Annotated in this window: 15 protein-coding genes and 1 tRNA gene; 8 read left to right on the top strand and 8 right to left on the bottom strand. The window is 64.5% G+C overall.

Annotated features, from left to right (window positions below):
* Nucleotides 1-86: 86 nt before the first annotated feature.
* Nucleotides 87-1,526 (top strand): glutamate synthase subunit beta, encoded by a 1,440-nt coding sequence (locus NYQ83_RS14720; RefSeq protein ID WP_261215578.1) that lies wholly within the window; start codon nucleotides 87-89, stop codon nucleotides 1,524-1,526.
* 74 nt (nucleotides 1,527-1,600) lie between these two features.
* On the opposite strand, the gene NYQ83_RS14715 is transcribed toward NYQ83_RS14720, so the two are convergent.
* Together NYQ83_RS14715 and galE are read right to left on the bottom strand one after the other, a co-directional pair.
* Nucleotides 1,601-3,055 carry a DUF459 domain-containing protein gene (locus NYQ83_RS14715; protein WP_261215577.1) on the bottom strand — a complete coding sequence of 485 codons (1,455 nt, stop codon included), beginning with the start codon at nucleotides 3,053-3,055 and terminating at the stop codon, nucleotides 1,601-1,603.
* Nucleotides 3,056-3,310: 255 nt separating this feature from the next.
* On the bottom strand, nucleotides 3,311-4,297 hold the full coding sequence (gene galE / locus NYQ83_RS14710) for a UDP-glucose 4-epimerase GalE (RefSeq protein ID WP_261215575.1): 987 nt from the start codon (nucleotides 4,295-4,297) through the stop codon (nucleotides 3,311-3,313).
* Between the two features lie 148 nt (nucleotides 4,298-4,445).
* Between galE and galU the strand changes: the two genes are divergently transcribed.
* Both galU and NYQ83_RS14700 read left to right on the top strand, forming a co-directional pair.
* The gene (gene galU, locus NYQ83_RS14705) at nucleotides 4,446-5,342 is read left to right on the top strand and encodes a UTP--glucose-1-phosphate uridylyltransferase GalU (RefSeq protein ID WP_261215574.1); all 897 of its coding nucleotides are present in this window, start codon (nucleotides 4,446-4,448) and stop codon (nucleotides 5,340-5,342) included.
* 220 nt (nucleotides 5,343-5,562) lie between these two features.
* Nucleotides 5,563-6,459, top strand: coding sequence for a LysR family transcriptional regulator (locus NYQ83_RS14700; protein ID WP_261215573.1), 897 nt, complete (start codon nucleotides 5,563-5,565; stop codon nucleotides 6,457-6,459).
* Here the strand turns inward: NYQ83_RS14700 and NYQ83_RS14695 are convergent.
* The 4 genes from NYQ83_RS14695 to NYQ83_RS14680 form a co-directional block, all read right to left on the bottom strand.
* Nucleotides 6,441-6,956 (bottom strand): phenolic acid decarboxylase, encoded by a 516-nt coding sequence (locus tag NYQ83_RS14695; RefSeq protein ID WP_128290628.1) that lies wholly within the window; start codon nucleotides 6,954-6,956, stop codon nucleotides 6,441-6,443. The genes NYQ83_RS14700 and NYQ83_RS14695 overlap by 19 nt on opposite strands.
* Before the next feature lie 334 nt (nucleotides 6,957-7,290).
* Complete coding sequence (locus tag NYQ83_RS14690; RefSeq protein WP_261215572.1) at nucleotides 7,291-8,862, bottom strand: outer membrane beta-barrel protein; 1,572 nt, start codon at nucleotides 8,860-8,862, stop codon at nucleotides 7,291-7,293.
* A 124-nt stretch (nucleotides 8,863-8,986) separates the two neighbouring features.
* Complete coding sequence (locus NYQ83_RS14685) at nucleotides 8,987-9,451, bottom strand: NfeD family protein (RefSeq protein ID WP_261215570.1); 465 nt, start codon at nucleotides 9,449-9,451, stop codon at nucleotides 8,987-8,989.
* The gene (locus NYQ83_RS14680) at nucleotides 9,448-10,482 is read right to left on the bottom strand and encodes an SPFH domain-containing protein (RefSeq protein WP_128290631.1); all 1,035 of its coding nucleotides are present in this window, start codon (nucleotides 10,480-10,482) and stop codon (nucleotides 9,448-9,450) included. The genes NYQ83_RS14685 and NYQ83_RS14680 overlap by 4 nt, the downstream gene beginning before the upstream one ends.
* Nucleotides 10,483-10,820: 338 nt before the next feature.
* On the opposite strand from NYQ83_RS14680, the gene NYQ83_RS14675 reads away from it, so the two are divergent.
* Together NYQ83_RS14675 and NYQ83_RS14670 are read left to right on the top strand one after the other, a co-directional pair.
* A complete protein-coding gene (locus tag NYQ83_RS14675) occupies nucleotides 10,821-11,255 on the top strand; it encodes an antitoxin Xre/MbcA/ParS toxin-binding domain-containing protein (RefSeq protein WP_261215567.1) in 435 nt (144 codons plus the stop codon).
* Nucleotides 11,255-11,716 carry an RES family NAD+ phosphorylase gene (locus tag NYQ83_RS14670; protein ID WP_261215566.1) on the top strand — a complete coding sequence of 154 codons (462 nt, stop codon included), beginning with the start codon at nucleotides 11,255-11,257 and terminating at the stop codon, nucleotides 11,714-11,716. The genes NYQ83_RS14675 and NYQ83_RS14670 overlap by 1 nt, the downstream gene beginning before the upstream one ends.
* 123 nt (nucleotides 11,717-11,839) lie before the next feature.
* On the opposite strand, the gene hemH is transcribed toward NYQ83_RS14670, so the two are convergent.
* Nucleotides 11,840-12,868 carry a ferrochelatase gene (gene hemH / locus NYQ83_RS14665; protein WP_261216198.1) on the bottom strand — a complete coding sequence of 343 codons (1,029 nt, stop codon included), beginning with the start codon at nucleotides 12,866-12,868 and terminating at the stop codon, nucleotides 11,840-11,842.
* Nucleotides 12,869-13,109: 241 nt separating this feature from the next.
* Here hemH and NYQ83_RS14660 point away from each other — a divergent pair, with 241 nt between their 5' ends.
* The 3 genes from NYQ83_RS14660 to NYQ83_RS14650 all read left to right on the top strand — a co-directional run bounded on the left by NYQ83_RS14660 (nucleotide 13,110) and on the right by NYQ83_RS14650 (nucleotide 15,586).
* Nucleotides 13,110-14,663: a bifunctional metallophosphatase/5'-nucleotidase gene (locus tag NYQ83_RS14660; protein WP_261215565.1), complete on the top strand. Its 1,554-nt coding sequence runs from the start codon at nucleotides 13,110-13,112 to the stop codon at nucleotides 14,661-14,663.
* A 108-nt stretch (nucleotides 14,664-14,771) separates the two neighbouring features.
* Nucleotides 14,772-14,847 (top strand) — tRNA-Ala (locus NYQ83_RS14655).
* 124 nt (nucleotides 14,848-14,971) lie between these two features.
* Complete coding sequence (locus NYQ83_RS14650) at nucleotides 14,972-15,586, top strand: hypothetical protein (RefSeq protein WP_261216197.1); 615 nt, start codon at nucleotides 14,972-14,974, stop codon at nucleotides 15,584-15,586.
* Nucleotides 15,587-15,723: 137 nt separating this feature from the next.
* On the opposite strand, the gene NYQ83_RS17845 is transcribed toward NYQ83_RS14650, so the two are convergent.
* Nucleotides 15,724-16,095: a Rap1a/Tai family immunity protein gene (locus NYQ83_RS17845; RefSeq protein WP_409977008.1), complete on the bottom strand. Its 372-nt coding sequence runs from the start codon at nucleotides 16,093-16,095 to the stop codon at nucleotides 15,724-15,726.
* Between the last annotated feature and the right edge of the window lie 75 nt (nucleotides 16,096-16,170).

Genomic DNA, 16,170 nt, shown 5'->3' with positions numbered 1-16,170 from the left:
AGCCTGACCGGATCGGGATCTCCGGCGGCGGGCTTTCGGCACGACGAGTGCGGGGCGGCAGCGGGAATGACGGGTGAAGCGTAGTTATGGCTAAAGTCACGGGCTTTCTGGAGATCGATCGGCAGGAACAGCGCTACCAGCCGGCGTCCGACCGCATCCGGCATTTCAAGGAATTCGTCCTGCCCTTGCCGGAGCCGGAGGTGCGCCGGCAGGCCTCGCGCTGCATGGATTGCGGCATTCCCTATTGCCACGGGCCGACGGGCTGCCCGGTGCACAACCAGATCCCCGACTGGAACGATCTCGTCTGGCAGGGCGATTGGGAGGAGGCCGCGCGCAACCTCCATTCCACCAACAATTTCCCCGAATGGACGGGCCGCATCTGTCCCGCGCCCTGCGAAGAGGCGTGCACGCTCAACATCGAAGACGTGCCGGTCACCATCAAGACGGTGGAGCAGGCGATCTCCGACAAGGCGTTTCAGGAAGGCTGGATCCGTCCGCAGCCGGCGGAGCGAAAGACCGGCAAGCGCATCGCCATCATCGGCTCGGGACCGGCCGGCATGGCGGCCGCCCAGCAGCTCGCGCGCGTCGGCCACGACGTGCATGTCTATGAGCGCGAGCCGAAGGCCGGCGGGCTCTGCCGCTACGGCATCCCCGACTTCAAGATGGAAAAATACCATATCGACCGGCGCGTGACGCAGATGGAAGGCGAAGGCGTCATCTTCCATTACGGCGTCAATATCGGTGTGACGAAGCGGATGAAGGAGCTCGTCGACGAGCATGATGCCGTGTTGATCGCCACCGGTTCGGAGCGGCCGCGCGATCCGGGCATCGGCGGCATGGAATTGACCGGCGTGCATTACGCCATGCCCTATCTCATCCAGTCGAACCGGCGCGTGAACGGCGAGCCGGTGCCGGAGATCGATCATCCCGACGACATCTGGGCCGGACGCCGGCATGTCGTGGTGGTCGGCGGCGGCGACACGGCCTCGGACTGCGTCGGCACGGCTTTCCGCCAGGGCGCGATCTCCGTCACGCAGCTCGATATCCGCGCCTGCCCGCCGGAGAAGGAGAACAAGGCGCTGGTGTGGCCGTATTGGCCGACGAAGCTTCGCACCTCCTCCAGCCAGGCGGAGGGGGCGGAGCGCGAATTCCAGGCGGCGACGCTCGAATTCGTCGGCAAGAACGGCGTTCTGACCGGGGTGAAATGCGCCCGCGTCGATGAAAAGCGCCAGCCGCTCGAAGGCACGGAATTCATCCTGAAGGCCGATCTCGCCTTCATCGCCATCGGCTTTTCCGGACCGCTGGAAGACACCTTCGTCAAGGAATTCGGCGGCGCGCTGAAGCAGGACCGGCGCACCAACATTCTCGCCGACGAGAAGAGCTATCGCACCTCCGTCGACAAGGTGTTCGCGGCCGGCGATGTGCGGCGCGGCCAGTCGCTGGTGGTGTGGGCGATCCGCGAAGGCCGGCAGGCGGCGCGCTCGATCGACCAGTTTCTGATGGGCGAGACCTCGCTGCCGCTGTGACGGCGGATCTAAGCGGCGATGTGACTTCAGATATAGCGAGGGCCGGGGCCTCGGCGCGTTTCGACGCGTGAGGTCTATTCGGCGGGTGCTGCCGCTGCGCGTTCGGCCGGGTCCGGTTCTGGATTGTCGGCCTCAGCTTCGGGCGAGGTGGCGGCCGAAGCACTTTCATCGCTTTCGGCCGGCTTTTCGGATGACGTCTCGGCCGCCTGGTCGGCGGCTTTGACCGGCGGCGTGCGCCGCTCCGGCGGCCAGCGGTAATCGTCGATGCGGCCGGCCGGCGGCGGCGTGCCGGCGATCATTTTGGCGAGCAGGGCTTCCGCCTCGGGCTCGGCGTCCCCGTCTTCGACCTTTTGCGGCGCGGCCTCGGCGGGCGAGGAGGGCGGCACCGATTTGTCCGCCGCCGTTTCGTCCTCGGGTGCAGACGCTTTCTCGTCGACGCCTGTCGGCTCTTCCTTGTCGGCGCCTGTCGGCGCTTCGGCACGGATCCGGGGGGTGTAGGTGGACAGGCCGCCGGCGTTGCCCAAGATCAATTTGTCGATCGGGATCATGGCGCTGATCGCAGGACGGGCTTCCTTCTCGGCCGGGGCCTCGCCCTCTTCGAGGGCGGCCAGGAACGGCGAGCCGGTCTTCAGGATTTCCTGCAAATCGCGCTCGATGAAGAAGGCGAGCTTGCGCTGGCCGGCGCGGGTGAAATTGAGCCCGTCGCCGACGCGCAGCTGCCGGTTCTGGCCGTTCATGTCCGGGCCGGAGGCGACGTATTTGCCTTCGTCGTCGGCGAAGCCGTTCCACACATCGACGAATTTGACCGGCGAATCTTCCAGGGTCTCGCGGTAGATGGAATTGAAGGCGCTGTAATCGCGCGACATGACGGAGGAGGCGACCGGCACGAGGCCGACCCAGATGCCGGGCTCGCCGCTTTCGGCGATGACATTGGCGAGTTTTGCGACGCGGTCGCCATAGGCCTCGTTCCATTCGTCGCCGCGCACCGCGAGCTTGCCGATCTCCTGGCGGTCGTTGCCGCCGAGCATGACGACGACGGCATCCGGCTTGTGCTCTTCGATGAGCTCGGGAAGCCGCGCCGGCCAGTCGTAGAAATCATCGCGCACCAGGCCCGAGGAGCCGTTGGCGGCCTGGATGATCATGACTTTCGGGTTTTCGGCGAAGGCTTCGTCGAGACCCTTGGCGATGCTGCGGGCGAAGAAATCGCCGACGACGAGGACGCGCTTTGCGTCTTCCGCCTTCTCCACGATGTCGACCTGCGGCTCCACGGGTGCGCGGGGCGTGCTGCGGCGCGTGGACCGGCGCGGGGTGGAGCTCTGCGGGGCGCGCTGGCGCGTCTGCGGCTCCTGGCGCTGCGGCTGGGCGTTGCGCCGCGGGCCGAACAGGAAGCGGAAGAGGGACGGCTGGCGGTCGTTCTGGGCGACGACGATCGTCTCGGCCGCTGCGGCACGCGAAGTGACATCCATCTCCGCGCCGAGAAAGGCGAGAGCGGCGAGCGCCACCATGAAGCCTGCAAAGAAACTGCGCATCTCACGCTCCCGCGCCTGGCCGGTTCGTCCGGTCGATCACCGGGATCGACGGTGGCGGCGCCTTTCGGCTCCGCGCCGAGGGTTCATCGTGTCGCAGCACATGACGCGAACCGGCGCGGCATTCAAGCCGCTCGTTTGAGGGCCCATGTTAGCGTGGCTTCCGGCGCGGCAAAAGCCGCCGTGGCACGCCGGGGCGAGAAACCGCCATGACACCCGGCCGTAAGAAAGGCAATTTGAGAAAAACGGCGATCCGCCTCAGGCGGCGCGCATGGCGGCGCGGGCCTCCCAGGCGAGCGCGTGTTCCAGGATCGTTTCGAGATTGGAGAAGCGCGGCTGCCAGGCGAGCGCCTTCAGGATGCGGTGCGGATCGGCGACGAGGCTGACGATATCGTCGGCCCGGCGGGCGCGGGCGCGCACATCGAGCACTTTGCCGGCGATCCTTTGCACCGCGTCGATCACTTCAAGCACGCTGTGGCCCTGGCCATAACCGCAATTGACGGTGAGGCTGTCGCCGCCGGCTCGGAGATAAGCGAGGGCGGCCAGATGCGCATCGGCGGCGTCGGCGACATGCACGTAATCGCGAATGCCGGTGCCGTCGGGCGTGTCGTAATCGGTGCCGAAGACGGGCACGTATTCGCGCCGGCCGAGGGCCGCTTCGAGCACGATCTTGACGAGATCGGTGGCGCCGACGATCGCATGGCCGACGCGGCCCGACGGATCGGCGCCGGCGATATGGCCGGTGCGCAGGCTGACGCTCTTGAGGCCGTAGGAGGCGCCGGCCTCAGCGAGCATGCGCTCCGCCGAGGCCTTGAAGACGGCGTAGGGCGTCAGCGGCTCGAGCGGCGCGGTCTCGGGGACCGGATTTTCGGCAGGGTGGCCGTAGACGGCGGTCGACGAGGACAGGACGATGTGGTCGACGCCGTTCGCGACCGCGGCGGCGATCAATTCGCGCGTCTTGATCGAGTGGTTCAGATAATAGCCGAGCGGGTCGGCGACGGAATCGACGACGACGAGGGCGCCTGCGAGATGCAGGACGGCATCGACGCGGCGGGTGCGCATGATGTGGTTGAGGAGAAGCCGGTCGCCGACATCGCCGATGACGAGTTCGGCGCCGCGCGGCACGGCCCATTCATAGCCTGTGGAAAGGTTGTCGAGGACGACGACGTTCTCGCCCTCGTCGCGAAGCGCGAGCACGAGCTGGCTGCCCAGATAACCGGCGCCCCCCGTTACCAGAACGCTCATGCGCGCCCGTCCCCTTTCTTCTGGCCTTCACTTTTTGCGGGCGTCGCCTAGGTTTTGAGCCTGCGTGCGCCACCCCGACCCGCCTGGACTCGTGCGGGACGCTTATTCTAAACGGGTGTCGCGCTTGTCCGTACCCCAAGAGGTTCCCGTGGTTAACCGGATCAGAAAAGCCGTCCTGCCTGTCGCAGGCCTCGGCACACGATTTCTTCCCGCTACCAAAGCCGTGCCGAAGGAGATGCTGACGATCGTCGACCGGCCCGTGCTGCAATATGTGGTCGACGAGGCGAAGGCCGCCGGCATCGAGCATTTCGTCTTCGTCACCGGGCGCGGCAAGGGCGTCATCGAAGACCATTTCGATATCCAGCCGGAGCTCGAAGACACGCTGAAGGCGCGCGGCAAGACCGCCGAGCTCGACGTGTTGAAGGCCGAATTGCCGCCGGCGGGCGGCACGAGCTTTACCCGCCAGCAGGCCCCGCTCGGGCTCGGCCATGCGATCTGGTGCGCGCGCGAGATCGTCGGCGACGAGCCGTTCGCCGTGCTTCTGCCCGACATGCTGATGCGTTCAGAACCCGGCTGTCTGGCACAGATGATGACCGCCTACGAAAAGCACGGCGGCAACGTCATCGCGCTCGAAGAGACGGTGCCGGAACAGGTGCACAAATACGGCATCGTGGCGCTCGGCGAGGACGACGATGTCGGCGTCGAAATCACCGGCATGGTTGAGAAGCCGAAGAAGGAAGAGGCGCCTTCGACCTTCTATATTTCCGGCCGCTACATCCTGCAGCCGGAGATCTTCAAGCTTCTGGAGACGACGAAGCCCGGCGCCGGCGGCGAGATCCAGTTGACCGACGGCATGAAGGCTCTCTCTGAGAAGCAGCGCTTTACCGGCGTGCGCTTCCGCGGCGTGACCTTCGATTGCGGCGCGAAATCCGGCTTCCTTGCCGCCAATGTCGCCTATGCGCTCGACCGCGAGGATATCTCGGACGATTTCAAGGCGGAGCTGAAGAAGCTCGGCAAGGATTGGCTGAAGGGCCTCGTCGGCTAGTTTGGCCGATCACGTCGGCGCCGTCCTATGGCGCCGACGTATAAGGGGGCTCCCTCCAAGGGATGCGGAAAGGTCGGAGGCGATCGCGTCTCCGATCCGACCTCGCGCCCGTCGCGCCACGCTTCATCAGCGCGGGATCAGCGCGAGGGACCTCTCGCCCCGGGAGAGGACGGGCGCTTCAAGCCGGGGATCAACGAGGGGCGGGGACCGGACGGGCGCGATGCGGATTCCCAGAACCACGATGGAGCAATGGGCCGTCCTGCAGGCCGTCGTCGAGAGCGGCGGCTTCGCCCAGGCCGCGGAACGGCTCAACCGCAGCCAGTCCTCGGTCAGCTATGCCATCAGCCGCCTGCAGGAGCGCCTCGGCGTCGCGCTCTTTGAGATCGAAGGCCGCAAGGCCCGGCTGACACCGGCCGGGCGAAGCCTGTTGGCGGAGGCCAATCCGCTCATCGACGATCTCACCCGGCTGGAGGATCGCGCCCGGTCGCTCGGCACCGAGGAGAGCCAGTTGCGGCTTCGGGTGGACAGCATCTTTCCACGGCCGGTTTTGTTCAGTGCGTTGCAGGTGTTTGCCGAGCGCCATCCGCATGTGGAGGTGGCGCTGCGCGAGAGTGTGCGCGTGCCCGAGCCGGATCGGGCCTCCGACGATTTCGATCTCGCAATTTCGCTCTGGCAGCCGGGACGAGCCGATCAGCATCCGCTCATCGACATCCCGATGCTGGCCGTGGCCGATCCCGGGCATCCGCTGGTGCAAAGGTCGGGCGGCGCCATCACGCCGGCGACGCTGGCGCGCCATCTGCGTGTGGCGATCAGCGGCGACGGGGCGGTGATGGCGAGCGAGGGGCTGTCGCCCTCCGATGGCCGCACCTGGGACGTGAACAGCCTGGAAGCCGGCGTGGAGGCAGTTCTCAGCGGATTGTGCTGGGGCTGGCTGCCCGAACATCTCGTTGCCGCGCATCTGGCGGCGCGGCGCCTGGTGGAGCTCGATCTCGTCAGCGGCAGCCGGAGGGTCATCCCGCTCGCGCTGAGCTGGGCCGACGAGACGCGGGCCGGCAAGGCGGCCCTGGCACTGGGCCGCCTGTTGCTCGACGGACCGGGTCAGGTCCGGCTGGCATAGCCTTCGGGCAATTCCTCAGGCGCCACCGCGACGACGGTTTCGTCGTCGACCGCGCAGGTCTCCAGGAACGTCACTTTGGCGAATTCGTCGATGACGAGCTTCGGATAGGTCGGGCCGGCATCGCGGAAGGCGCGCATCTCGTCGAGATGCTCGTTCTGGAAGCACACCGTCTTCTTCGGGTCCTGGGCGATCCATTGGGGGAAGAAGATGACGCCATGGAGCTGACGCTCGGCGAAGTTCACCGAGACGCTGACGGAGGTGCCGGTCGGCTCGTCCCAGGACACCTTGAGCACGTCGTCGGAGAGGCGGGCCAGATGCACCTTCTGATCACGCACCCAGCGACCGCCGACCATGCCGCTGTGGATGCGGTAGTCGATGGTGTCGGCGTTCTTGATGTACATCTCGTACTGCCAGCCATTGTCATAGGTGTAGATGAAATGGCGGCCGAGGAACGGCTTCAGTTCCTCGGGTCTGGTGGAGGAGTAATCTTCGCTCATAGCTGAAATCCCGTTGCTGTTATGGGAGGGAGGTAGGTCCGTGAAATCCGAATAAAAAGTTCGAAATTCGCGGAGATATGATCGGAAAATCCGATGGGTCGGGTTTTGCTCGGACGTTCGGGGATAAGAGCTCTGGCGCCGGGGCATGAAGGGGTAGTGAGTTTCAAGGTCAGAGCCGCTGACCGCCCGGCAAACGGAGACACCCCTCCCCTGGCCCCTCCCCGCAAGGGGGAGGGGAAGAGGCCGAGCCATAGGCTTCTTCCGTCAATCCTTGGAGTCTGACGCTAAATTCTGGCCCCGGAGTCGGGTGCGAGATTCCGGGGCGCCTTGGACCCTAGCGCTTCAGGCGGAGGCGGACGGAGACGGTGTTGGTTTCGACCGTCTCGCCCGGATCGAGAATCTTGCGCTCGTAGGTGTAGCGGCCGACGAGGGCGGCGTAGCGGTTGAGGTCGTAGACGAGGCCGCCGAAAGCGGTCCAGGTCGTCTCCGTCAGATCGACGCCGTGGTAATCGCGGTAATCGAGGCCGAGGCCTGCCTCTGCGAAGAGATTGTGGCGCATGCGCCGCTCAAGCGTCAGATCGGCGGAATGGATGACGGAGCCCGAGGCGCCCTCGATCGTCGTTCCCTCCGTCGTCGTGGCGAGGTCGAGGCGGACATTGGTGAGGCGGCGGGGTGACCACAAGAGCGCAGCCGTCGCGAGCGGCGCGTTGAGATCCTCAAAACGCGGATCGTCGTAGTTTTCGTGGCGATAGCCGACGCCGATCTCGCCGGCGAGTTTCGGCGACAGATTGACGATGACGCCGCCGGTCAGTTCGCCCCAGCGGCTGTCGCGGCGATAGCCGGCGGCATCCGTGCTCTCGTCATAGCGGGTGGTGCCGAGACGCGCCTCCACGAAAGGCTCGAGCGCTGGCGAGATGAGATAGCTCGCGCGTCCGGTCAGCGCATAATCGTTGTTGTTGCGGTCTTCCTGGCTGATCGTGGCGCCGGAGGCCGTGGTGACATCCTCATAGGTTTCGCGCTCGAAGGAGCCGCGCAACGACATGCCGAGACGGTTGAAGCGCTGGGTGACGCCGAGAGCGGCGTTGTAATTCTGTTCGGCCGGACGTTCGACGGCGGCTGACGGCGTGTCGGGATCGGTGAAGGATTCCAGCGTGTAGAGATAGCCCGCCTCGACACTCACTTCCGTGTCGGAGCTGATGTCGTAGCGGCCGGTGAATCTCGCCTCCGCCTCGCGGTCGTCGTTGGCATGGTCGTCGTAGAAGCTCGCCGTGCCGCGGAGGTCGAGTTCGACGGCGTGACGGTCCCAGTCGGATTGCAGATTGATGGTGGGGGCGACGAGGCCGCCCGCCTTCCAGGATTGCTGTTCGTCGCCGTCCGGATTGTCGGAGGCGATGGCGCCCAGATCGAGCGTCGGGCGCAGGACGAAGGTGCCGAGGCGCACGCCGACCTGCGCATAGGGATCTTCCGCCTCTTCCTCCTCCACGACGCGGCGGATGAGACGGCGGCCGTCGAGCTGCGGTTCGGGCGTGGCGCGGCGCTGGCGCGGTTCCGGCTGAGGCGGGGACGGGGGACCGGCAAGCGGCGGACCGATCGGTTCGTCCGGCCTCGGCCCGAAAGGTGGCGGGCCGATGGGCGCGTCGGGGCTCGGATAGGGCTCGCCCGGCGGCGGCGGGGGTGCGGCTCTCGCTCTCCGCCTGGTCGCTGCGTCCGCGTCGCCGTTATTTGCTTCGCCGCTATCCTGAAACAGCGTGTCCTCGTCGGCCGCATCGCTGCCGCGCAAGGTGAAGTCGGTGGGCGCTGAGGTTTCCTGGGCGCGAGCGGAGTTCGCCTGCACGACGAGAAGTGCGGGACCAAGGACGCCGATCAGTGCGGCGGAAGCAATGATGGCCGGCAGGCGCACGCGCATAGGCTTTCCCGTCCCGCGACGCGCGAGACATGCCTGCCAAGCGGTAAACGCTTATAGTTAACGCAAGGTTTGCGCGGGCCAGCCCCGGGTCAGTCGGGAGGCAAGCCGGAGGTCGCGGCGGGGGCTAGTCGTGGTTGAGCGGGGCTTCCGGTTCGACCAGCAGAAGCGCGCCGTCGGCGCCGACGATGCGGATGCGCGCGCCCGCCGGCGTATCGGGGCCGCTCACCCGCCAGATGCTGTCGTCGATGCGGATGCGGCCGGAGCCTTCCGCGATCGGTTCCGTGAGCGTGAAGGTGCGGCCGTGGAGACGGGCGGTGCGCAGGTTGAGATGCGGATCGCTCGACGGCGCGTCGCGATAGCCGAAGAAGCGGCGGCCGGCGAGCGCGGCGACCACCGACAGAACGGCGAAGCCCAGGATCTGCATCTGCCACGGCCAGGAGATGGTGACCGCGCTCACCCCGATGAGGAGCGCGGCGACGCCGAACCACAGGAAGAAGAAGCCGGGGGCGAGAACCTCCACGCCGAGAAGGACGAGCCCGAGGATCCACCAGGTCCAGCCGCCGAGGCTTTCGATCGCGGCTTGGATCATGAGATGTCACCGGACGGCTCCGGCCGCTGGCCGGTGAAGGGCACGCTGCCACTGCTGCTGCTGGGGCTGCTGCTGGTGCTGCTGGCGCGGCCGCCCCGCACGGGATGCTCGTCCTTGTCGGCAAAGGCTTCGCGGGCGATTTCGGTGATGCCGCCGAGCGCCCCGATGACGGCGGAGGCTTCCATCGGCATCAAGAACGTCTTCTGGTTGGGCGAGGTGGCGAAGGCCTTGAGCGCGCCGACATATTCCTGCGCGACGAAATAATTGATCGCCTGCACGTCGCCCTTGGAGATGGCTTCCGAGACATAGGCGGTCGCTTTCGCCTCGGCTTCGGCCTCGCGCTCGCGCGCTTCGGAATCGCGGAAGGCGGCCTCGCGCCGGCCCTCGGCCTGGAGAATGAGCGACTGCTTTTCACCTTCCGCCTTCAGAATGGCGGCTTCACGCAGGCCCTGTGCCGTCAGGATCGAGGCGCGCTTTTCGCGCTCCGCCATCATCTGGCGGTTCATGGAATCGATGAGGTTGCGCGGCGGATCGATGTCCTTGATCTCGATGCGGGTGATTTTCACGCCCCAGGGGCCGGCGGCCGCATCGACCACTTTTAGAAGCTTGTCGTTGATCTCGTCGCGCATGGAGAGGAGCTGATCGAGATCCATCGAACCCATGACGGAGCGGATGTTGGTCATCGTCAGATTGACGATGGCGTTTTCCAGGAAATTCACCTCATAGGCGGCGCGCGGCGCATCCATGACCTGGAAGAAGGTGATGCCGTTCACCGTCACCGTGGCGTTGTCGCGGGTGATGACCTCCTGGCTCGGCACGTCGAGCACCGTCTCCATCATGTTCATCTTGGCGCCGACGCGATCGATGAAGGGGACGATGACGTTGAGGCCGGGCGACAATGTCTTGGTGTAACGGCCGAAGCGCTCGATCGTGTAATTGTGGCCCTGCGGCACCGTCTTGACGCTCGCGAAGAGGACGAGCGCGATCAAGACGACCAGGACGATGACGACGATATCGAATCCACCGAGCATGGGTGTTACTTCTCCTTGGGCCTGCTGCGAGGCCGTCTTCCTCTACATGGGAATGGCGTGCCTGCAGCGCCAATCTTCGTGGGCGATCTTGCCGGCCAAGGGCGGTAGCAGATTTCCGTTAATCGAACACGTCGGGGATGATCACATCGCCGAGATGCGGCCGAACAGGCAAGGTCGCGCTCTTCCGGTGCGCTCTTCGATGGGGGTGGGCAAGAAGATGGCTGCGATCGGCTCGGAGATCGGGGCCGGGGCGCGGTGGCTCAGCCGATCGAGGACTTGAGTTCGGCAATATGCCAACATATATACGGCACATTGCCGCTCGCTGAAAGAGGTGCCGCATGTCGATCGTCGTGGAGGAAGTCGCGCGCAAGCTTGGCGGCTCGTCCGTTCTCGGCAGTGCCGTGCGCACGCAAGCGGAATTGGCGGTGGCGGTGCGAAACCGGCTCCCCCTGGCGGCCTTGAAGGGCCTGGCAGAGGCGGGCCTGAGCGAGCAGGAAATCGAGCGATTCGTTCTTCCGCAGCGCACGAGACGCCATCGCAGCGAGAAGCGGCAGCCTTTGACCGTGGAGGAATCCGACCGCGCCGTGCGGCTTCTCCGCATTCAGACCGTCGCCGAAGACACGTTTGGGGACAAGGAAAAGGCCAATTTTTGGCTCCGGCGTCCCCTGGCCGAGCTCCATGGCGACATGCCGCTCCTCGTCGCGCAGACGGAGGCCGGCGCGCGGGTGATCGAAACGATCCTTGGCAAGATCGCATGGGGTGCGGCCGCGTAATGCTGCTGTGGCGCCTGTCGGGCGAGCGGTACGCACAAACCTTCGACGGCGGATACGGTCTCTTCTTCGACGGCCGCTGGAACACGGTCGGGCACGCGGTGACCTATTGCGCCACGTCTCCGTCGCTCTGCGTCCTGGAAAAGCTCGTCCATGTCGAAGATCCGGCGCTCCTGCCGAACCTGGTGATGGTTCGTTACGAGGCGCCCGCTGACATGGCGGTGGAGACGGTAGAGCTCACCGAGATGCCGCCCGACTGGCGCCGGCAGGAGAGCTGGACGCAGCAACGCGGCAATGCCTGGCACAATTCCGCCTCGGCCGCGCTCCTGAAAGTGCCCTCAGCGATCGTGCCGATCGAGGGCTCGCCGGACGTGAACATTCTCGTCAACCATCGGCATCCCGAGGCCGCGGAGATCAGGGTGATCGGCTTTGAGCCGTTTGTGCTCGACGTGCGGCTGTTCTGAAGCTGCGATGGTCGCTGCGTCGGAGTGGCCGCGCTTGCGCAAACGCCGCTTGTTCGCGCGTCCCCGAACGCGTGACGTGATCGTGCTGCCCACTCTCTGGCCGCCCGAGCGGTGCGGGGCTTTCTAAAGCCAGCCCTGCAATTCGCGCATCACGACGGTCTTGATGACGTGCATGCCGTGCTTGGAATCGTTGAGGCAGGGGATGTGGCTGAAGTTTTCGCCGCCATGTTCCTCGAACGTCTCACCGACGCCGATGGCGATCTCTTCGAGCGTCTCCAGGCAGTCGGAGACGAAGCCCGGATTCATGATGGCGAGCGATTTCACGCCTTCGCTCGCAAGCCTGGCCGTCGTCTCGTCGGTGTAGGGCTGGAGCCATTCCTCCGGGCCGAAGCGCGACTGGAAGGTGGTCAGAAGCCGGTCTTTCGGCCAGCCGAGACGCTCCGCCAGGAGCCGCGTCGTCTTGTGGCAATGGCAGTGATAGGGATCGCCCTTCTCGAAATAGGATTTCGGCAGGCCGTGATAGGAGGCGATGACGACCTCCGGCGTGAAGTCGAGCCCGGCGATGTGCTCTTCGACCGACTGGGCAAGCGCGTCGATATAGGCCGGCTCATCGTGCCAGGGCGGCGCCGTGCGGATCGCCGGCTGCCAGCGCATTTCCTTCAAGGCATCGAAGGTCTTGTCGTTCACCGTCGCCGTCGTGGTGGCGCTGTATTGCGGATAGAGCGGAACGATCAGAACCTTCTCGCAGCCCTTTTCCTGCAGCCCGGTCAGCTTTTCGGCGATCGACGGATTGCCGTAGCGCATCGCCCAATCGACCTCGACGCGGTCTTCGGCGGCGAAATCGGCGGCGAGCTTTTCGCCCTGGCTGCGGGTGAAGGTGCGCAGGGGCGATTCATTGCGCTCCTTGTTCCAGATCGTGGCATAGGCCTCGCCGCTCTTTTGCGGGCGGGTCGACAGAACCATGCCGTTGAGGATCGGCCACCACAAAAGACGCGGCGTCTCGATGACGCGGCGGTCCGACAGGAATTCCTTCAGATAGCGCCGCATCGGCCAGTAATCTGTGCCGTCGGGCGTGCCGAGATTGACGAGCAGGACACCGATGCGCCCGGCGCGCACGGGCGGATGATCCGACGGAAGGACCATCTCCTTCATGTCGTTGCGTCTGGAATCGGAAAAACTGGAAAAAACGGGCCGGTCCAGCACTACGGCTTCCCTCGTTCTGGCATCAGGGCCAAGATAAGATTCTACGGCGCACCTTCCACCTGTCTGCGCATGGCGTCACCGAGTTGTGCAAGATAGGTCGTAGCACAGGCGGATCCAATGGAGCAGCGGGTCGAAGCACGCATAATCCTGAAATTCTGTATAATGATTGTCCGAACAGGGGAATGAAGCCATGGCTTCAACGCTGCGGTGGTTTGCCGCGTTCGTCATTGCCGTCTCGCTTGCGCCCTCTTTTGCTGCGGCCGAGGACGTCTCCGTCACCTTTCTTCTCGTCAACGATGCCGACCAGATGGCAGGCTCGGACGATGTGCGCGGCGGCTATGCCCGCATCGGCGCCGTGGTGGCGCGCGAACGTGCCGAGCGCGATCACGTCATCTTCGCGCATGCGGGCGATGCGATTTCGCCGTCGCTGATGGCCGGTTTCGACGAGGGGGCGCATGTCATCACGCTCCTCAACATCATCAAGCCGGACGTCTTCGTGCCGGGAAACCACGAATACGATTTCGGCCCCGAGGTCTTTGCCAGGCGCATGGGTGAGGCGGAGTTTCCCGTGCTCGCCGCCAATCTGCGCGATGAGGACGGCAACAGGATCGGCGCGATCGCCGATACGCGCATGATCGAGGCGGAGGGCGTGAAGATCGGCATCGTCGGCCTCACGGCGGAGGATTCCTATCAAAAGTCGAGCCCTGGCTCGCTGAAGATCGCGCCAGCACTTGCGACCGGCGAGGACGCGGCCGAGGCTTTGCGTGCCAAGGGTGCCGATTTCGTCGTCGCCGTCGCGCATGCCGGCCGCGAGGTCGACCGGGCGCTTTTCCAAAGCCGCGCCTTCGATCTCATCCTCTCCGGCGACGATCATGATTTAATGATCTTCTTCGACGGCAAGACGGCGATGGCGGAATCGAAGGAGCAGGGCGAGTACGTCACTGCCGTCGATGTGCGCATGGGGATCGAGGAGAAGGACGGCACACGCAGGTTTTCGTGGTGGCCGGAATTTCGCCCGATCGATACGGCGGGCGTCATCGGCGACAGCGCTGTGCAGGCGAAGATCGACGAGTTTCAGGCCGATCTTTCCAAGGAGCTCGATGTCGCGGTCGGCACGACGAAGACGGCGCTCGACAGCCGCCGCGCCACCGTGCGCACCGGAGAGGCGGCGATCGGCAATCTCGTCGCCGATGCGATGCGGGCCGGCACTGCGGCCGATGTCGCGATCACCAATGGCGGCGGCATCCGCGGCAACCGAACCTATGAGCCGGGCGCCACGATCACACGGCGCGATATCCTGACGGAGCTGCCTTTCGGCAATGTCACGGTGAAGCTCGAGATCTCCGGCGCGGCGATCCTGGAAGCACTCGAGCACGGATTTGGCGATGTGGAGAATGCCAGCGGCCGTTTCCCGCAGATTTCCGGCATGCGCGTGACGGCCGATCTCAAAAAGCCCGCGGGGGAACGCGTCGAGGCCGTGGAGATCGACGGCAAGCCGCTCGATCCGGGCGCGGTCTATACGCTCGCCACAAACGATTTCATGGCGGATGGCGGCGACGGCTATGTGGCGCTGACGAAGGGGCACGCCCTCATCAACGGGCGCGACGGCCGGCTGATCGCCAACGACGTCATGGCCTTCGTGCGTTCCGCCCATGAGGTGGCGCCGGAGCCGGAGGGGCGGATCACGTTTCTGGACGATGAAGCGGCCCTGGAAGACGATGCGGGGCGTGCCGCCAAAGATTAGGGCGCCGATTAGCGCGTGCCGAACGGACCGACATGCGGAAGTCCGCTTGACACCCTCCGGGGGCACACCCTAAATGCGCGTCGCTTGCGACCGTTTTCGGTTCGCGGCGGGGCCGTAGCTCAGATGGGAGAGCGCTGCAATCGCACTGCAGAGGTCAGGGGTTCGATTCCCCTCGGCTCCACCAATTTCCTTCCCATGTTTTCGTCGTTTTTCGCTTCCTGGCGCAGGTCTTTCGCAGGACCTTTTGCGTGCGCTTTCGCGCAGTTGGTGCCGGCCATGAGGGCGCGGTGAGGAAGAAGCCCGCGAGCATGCGGGCGCTTGAAGAGCTCGGGCGGGTGCGGCTGTCGCAGAATTTCTTCCTGCGCGATTTTCTCTATTCGGAAATCTCCAGCTTTTGCGGCCTGCCGAACGTGCCGGACGATCCCGATCTGATGATCGCGGCGGGGCGGCGGCTTTGCGAGGAGCTTCTGGAACCGATCGAGGCGACGTTCGGACGGATCGCCATCCGCTCTGCCTATCGGGCGCCGGAGCTCAACGCCTTCGGCAACGAGAACAAGCTCAATTGCGCGCGCAACGAGACGAGTTATGCCGGGCATATCTGGGATCGGCGCGGGCCTGAGGGCGAGATGGGGGCGACGGCCTGCATCGTCATCCCGTGGTTTGCCGACCTTTATGCCGATGGGGCCGACTGGCGCGCCATGGCGTGGTGGGTGCACGACCATCTGCCCTATTCGGCGATGGAGTTCTTTCCCAAACTCGCGGCCTTCAACCTGACCTGGTCGGAGCGGCCGGCGCGCACGATCTCGAGCTACATTCCGCCGAGGGGCTATCTGACGCGGCCCGGCATGGACAATCACGAGGGCCGTCATGGGGAATGGTACGAGGGCTTTCCACCGCTGAAGTCATGCGGATCAATAGGCTAGGCAGGGCTTATCGTTTCTTGTTGAAGAATGTCTCTAACATCTCAAATGGTTAGTATTGTGATGCTCTTAAAGAAAATATCAATATGACAATGTTATTGTCGCATATTCGAGTCATATTATATAATATAGATATATTACTAAGGGCAGGGATAGTATGTTACTAATGCGTCGGATGCGATATTATGTACCGTGAAGTGTCTTTTCTCAGGGTAGTTTATGATATATTTTACTACGACATCATTTAACTGAAAATAATCTACCCCACTTGGAATGCATATTATCGAGATATGTCCCTTTGTGTTGCGTCCCATATCCCGGAGAACGGATTGTATGACCGCCGTGAGATACCCCTTGCAGAAATACTCTGCATGTTGGCTGTCAATTTTGCATAGCTCTACGAATTTGTTCCCTGTGATGAAGTCGGCATTGAGCTGTTGCGCCGCCACAAAGTTTGATGGCGTAGAGATAGACAGTGCGACTGCCAGGGCAAGCGTGCGGAGTATGTGCATCGGCTGTACCTTGCCGCGCTCCGTTCTCTTTGGCTAGTCATCCTCCAGGCACTTGAGAGCTATATTGAGAATAAA

Origin of the sequence: Afifella sp. JA880, from assembly GCF_025379905.1 — a bacterium.
GTDB lineage: Bacteria > Pseudomonadota > Alphaproteobacteria > Rhizobiales > Afifellaceae > Afifella > Afifella aestuarii.
This window is presented reverse-complemented; position numbering and strand designations above follow the sequence as displayed.

What these genes read in the sequence shown, in the direction of transcription:
- NYQ83_RS14720 (WP_261215578.1), top strand. Translation starts at nt 87, where the DNA reads ATGGCTAAAGTCACGGGCTTTCTGGAGATCGATCGGCAGGAACAGCGC.
- NYQ83_RS14715 (WP_261215577.1), bottom strand. Translation starts at nt 3,055, where the DNA reads ATGCGCAGTTTCTTTGCAGGCTTCATGGTGGCGCTCGCCGCTCTCGCC.
- galE (WP_261215575.1), bottom strand. Translation starts at nt 4,297, where the DNA reads ATGAGCGTTCTGGTAACGGGGGGCGCCGGTTATCTGGGCAGCCAGCTC.
- NYQ83_RS14700 (WP_261215573.1), top strand. Translation starts at nt 5,563, where the DNA reads ATGCGGATTCCCAGAACCACGATGGAGCAATGGGCCGTCCTGCAGGCC.
- NYQ83_RS14695 (WP_128290628.1), bottom strand. Translation starts at nt 6,956, where the DNA reads ATGAGCGAAGATTACTCCTCCACCAGACCCGAGGAACTGAAGCCGTTC.
- NYQ83_RS14690 (WP_261215572.1), bottom strand. Translation starts at nt 8,862, where the DNA reads ATGCGCGTGCGCCTGCCGGCCATCATTGCTTCCGCCGCACTGATCGGC.
- NYQ83_RS14685 (WP_261215570.1), bottom strand. Translation starts at nt 9,451, where the DNA reads ATGATCCAAGCCGCGATCGAAAGCCTCGGCGGCTGGACCTGGTGGATC.
- NYQ83_RS14680 (WP_128290631.1), bottom strand. Translation starts at nt 10,482, where the DNA reads ATGCTCGGTGGATTCGATATCGTCGTCATCGTCCTGGTCGTCTTGATC.
- NYQ83_RS14675 (WP_261215567.1), top strand. Translation starts at nt 10,821, where the DNA reads ATGTCGATCGTCGTGGAGGAAGTCGCGCGCAAGCTTGGCGGCTCGTCC.
- NYQ83_RS14670 (WP_261215566.1), top strand. Translation starts at nt 11,255, where the DNA reads ATGCTGCTGTGGCGCCTGTCGGGCGAGCGGTACGCACAAACCTTCGAC.
- hemH (WP_261216198.1), bottom strand. Translation starts at nt 12,868, where the DNA reads ATGAAGGAGATGGTCCTTCCGTCGGATCATCCGCCCGTGCGCGCCGGG.
- NYQ83_RS14660 (WP_261215565.1), top strand. Translation starts at nt 13,110, where the DNA reads ATGGCTTCAACGCTGCGGTGGTTTGCCGCGTTCGTCATTGCCGTCTCG.
- NYQ83_RS14650 (WP_261216197.1), top strand. Translation starts at nt 14,972, where the DNA reads ATGCGGGCGCTTGAAGAGCTCGGGCGGGTGCGGCTGTCGCAGAATTTC.
- NYQ83_RS17845 (WP_409977008.1), bottom strand. Translation starts at nt 16,095, where the DNA reads ATGCACATACTCCGCACGCTTGCCCTGGCAGTCGCACTGTCTATCTCT.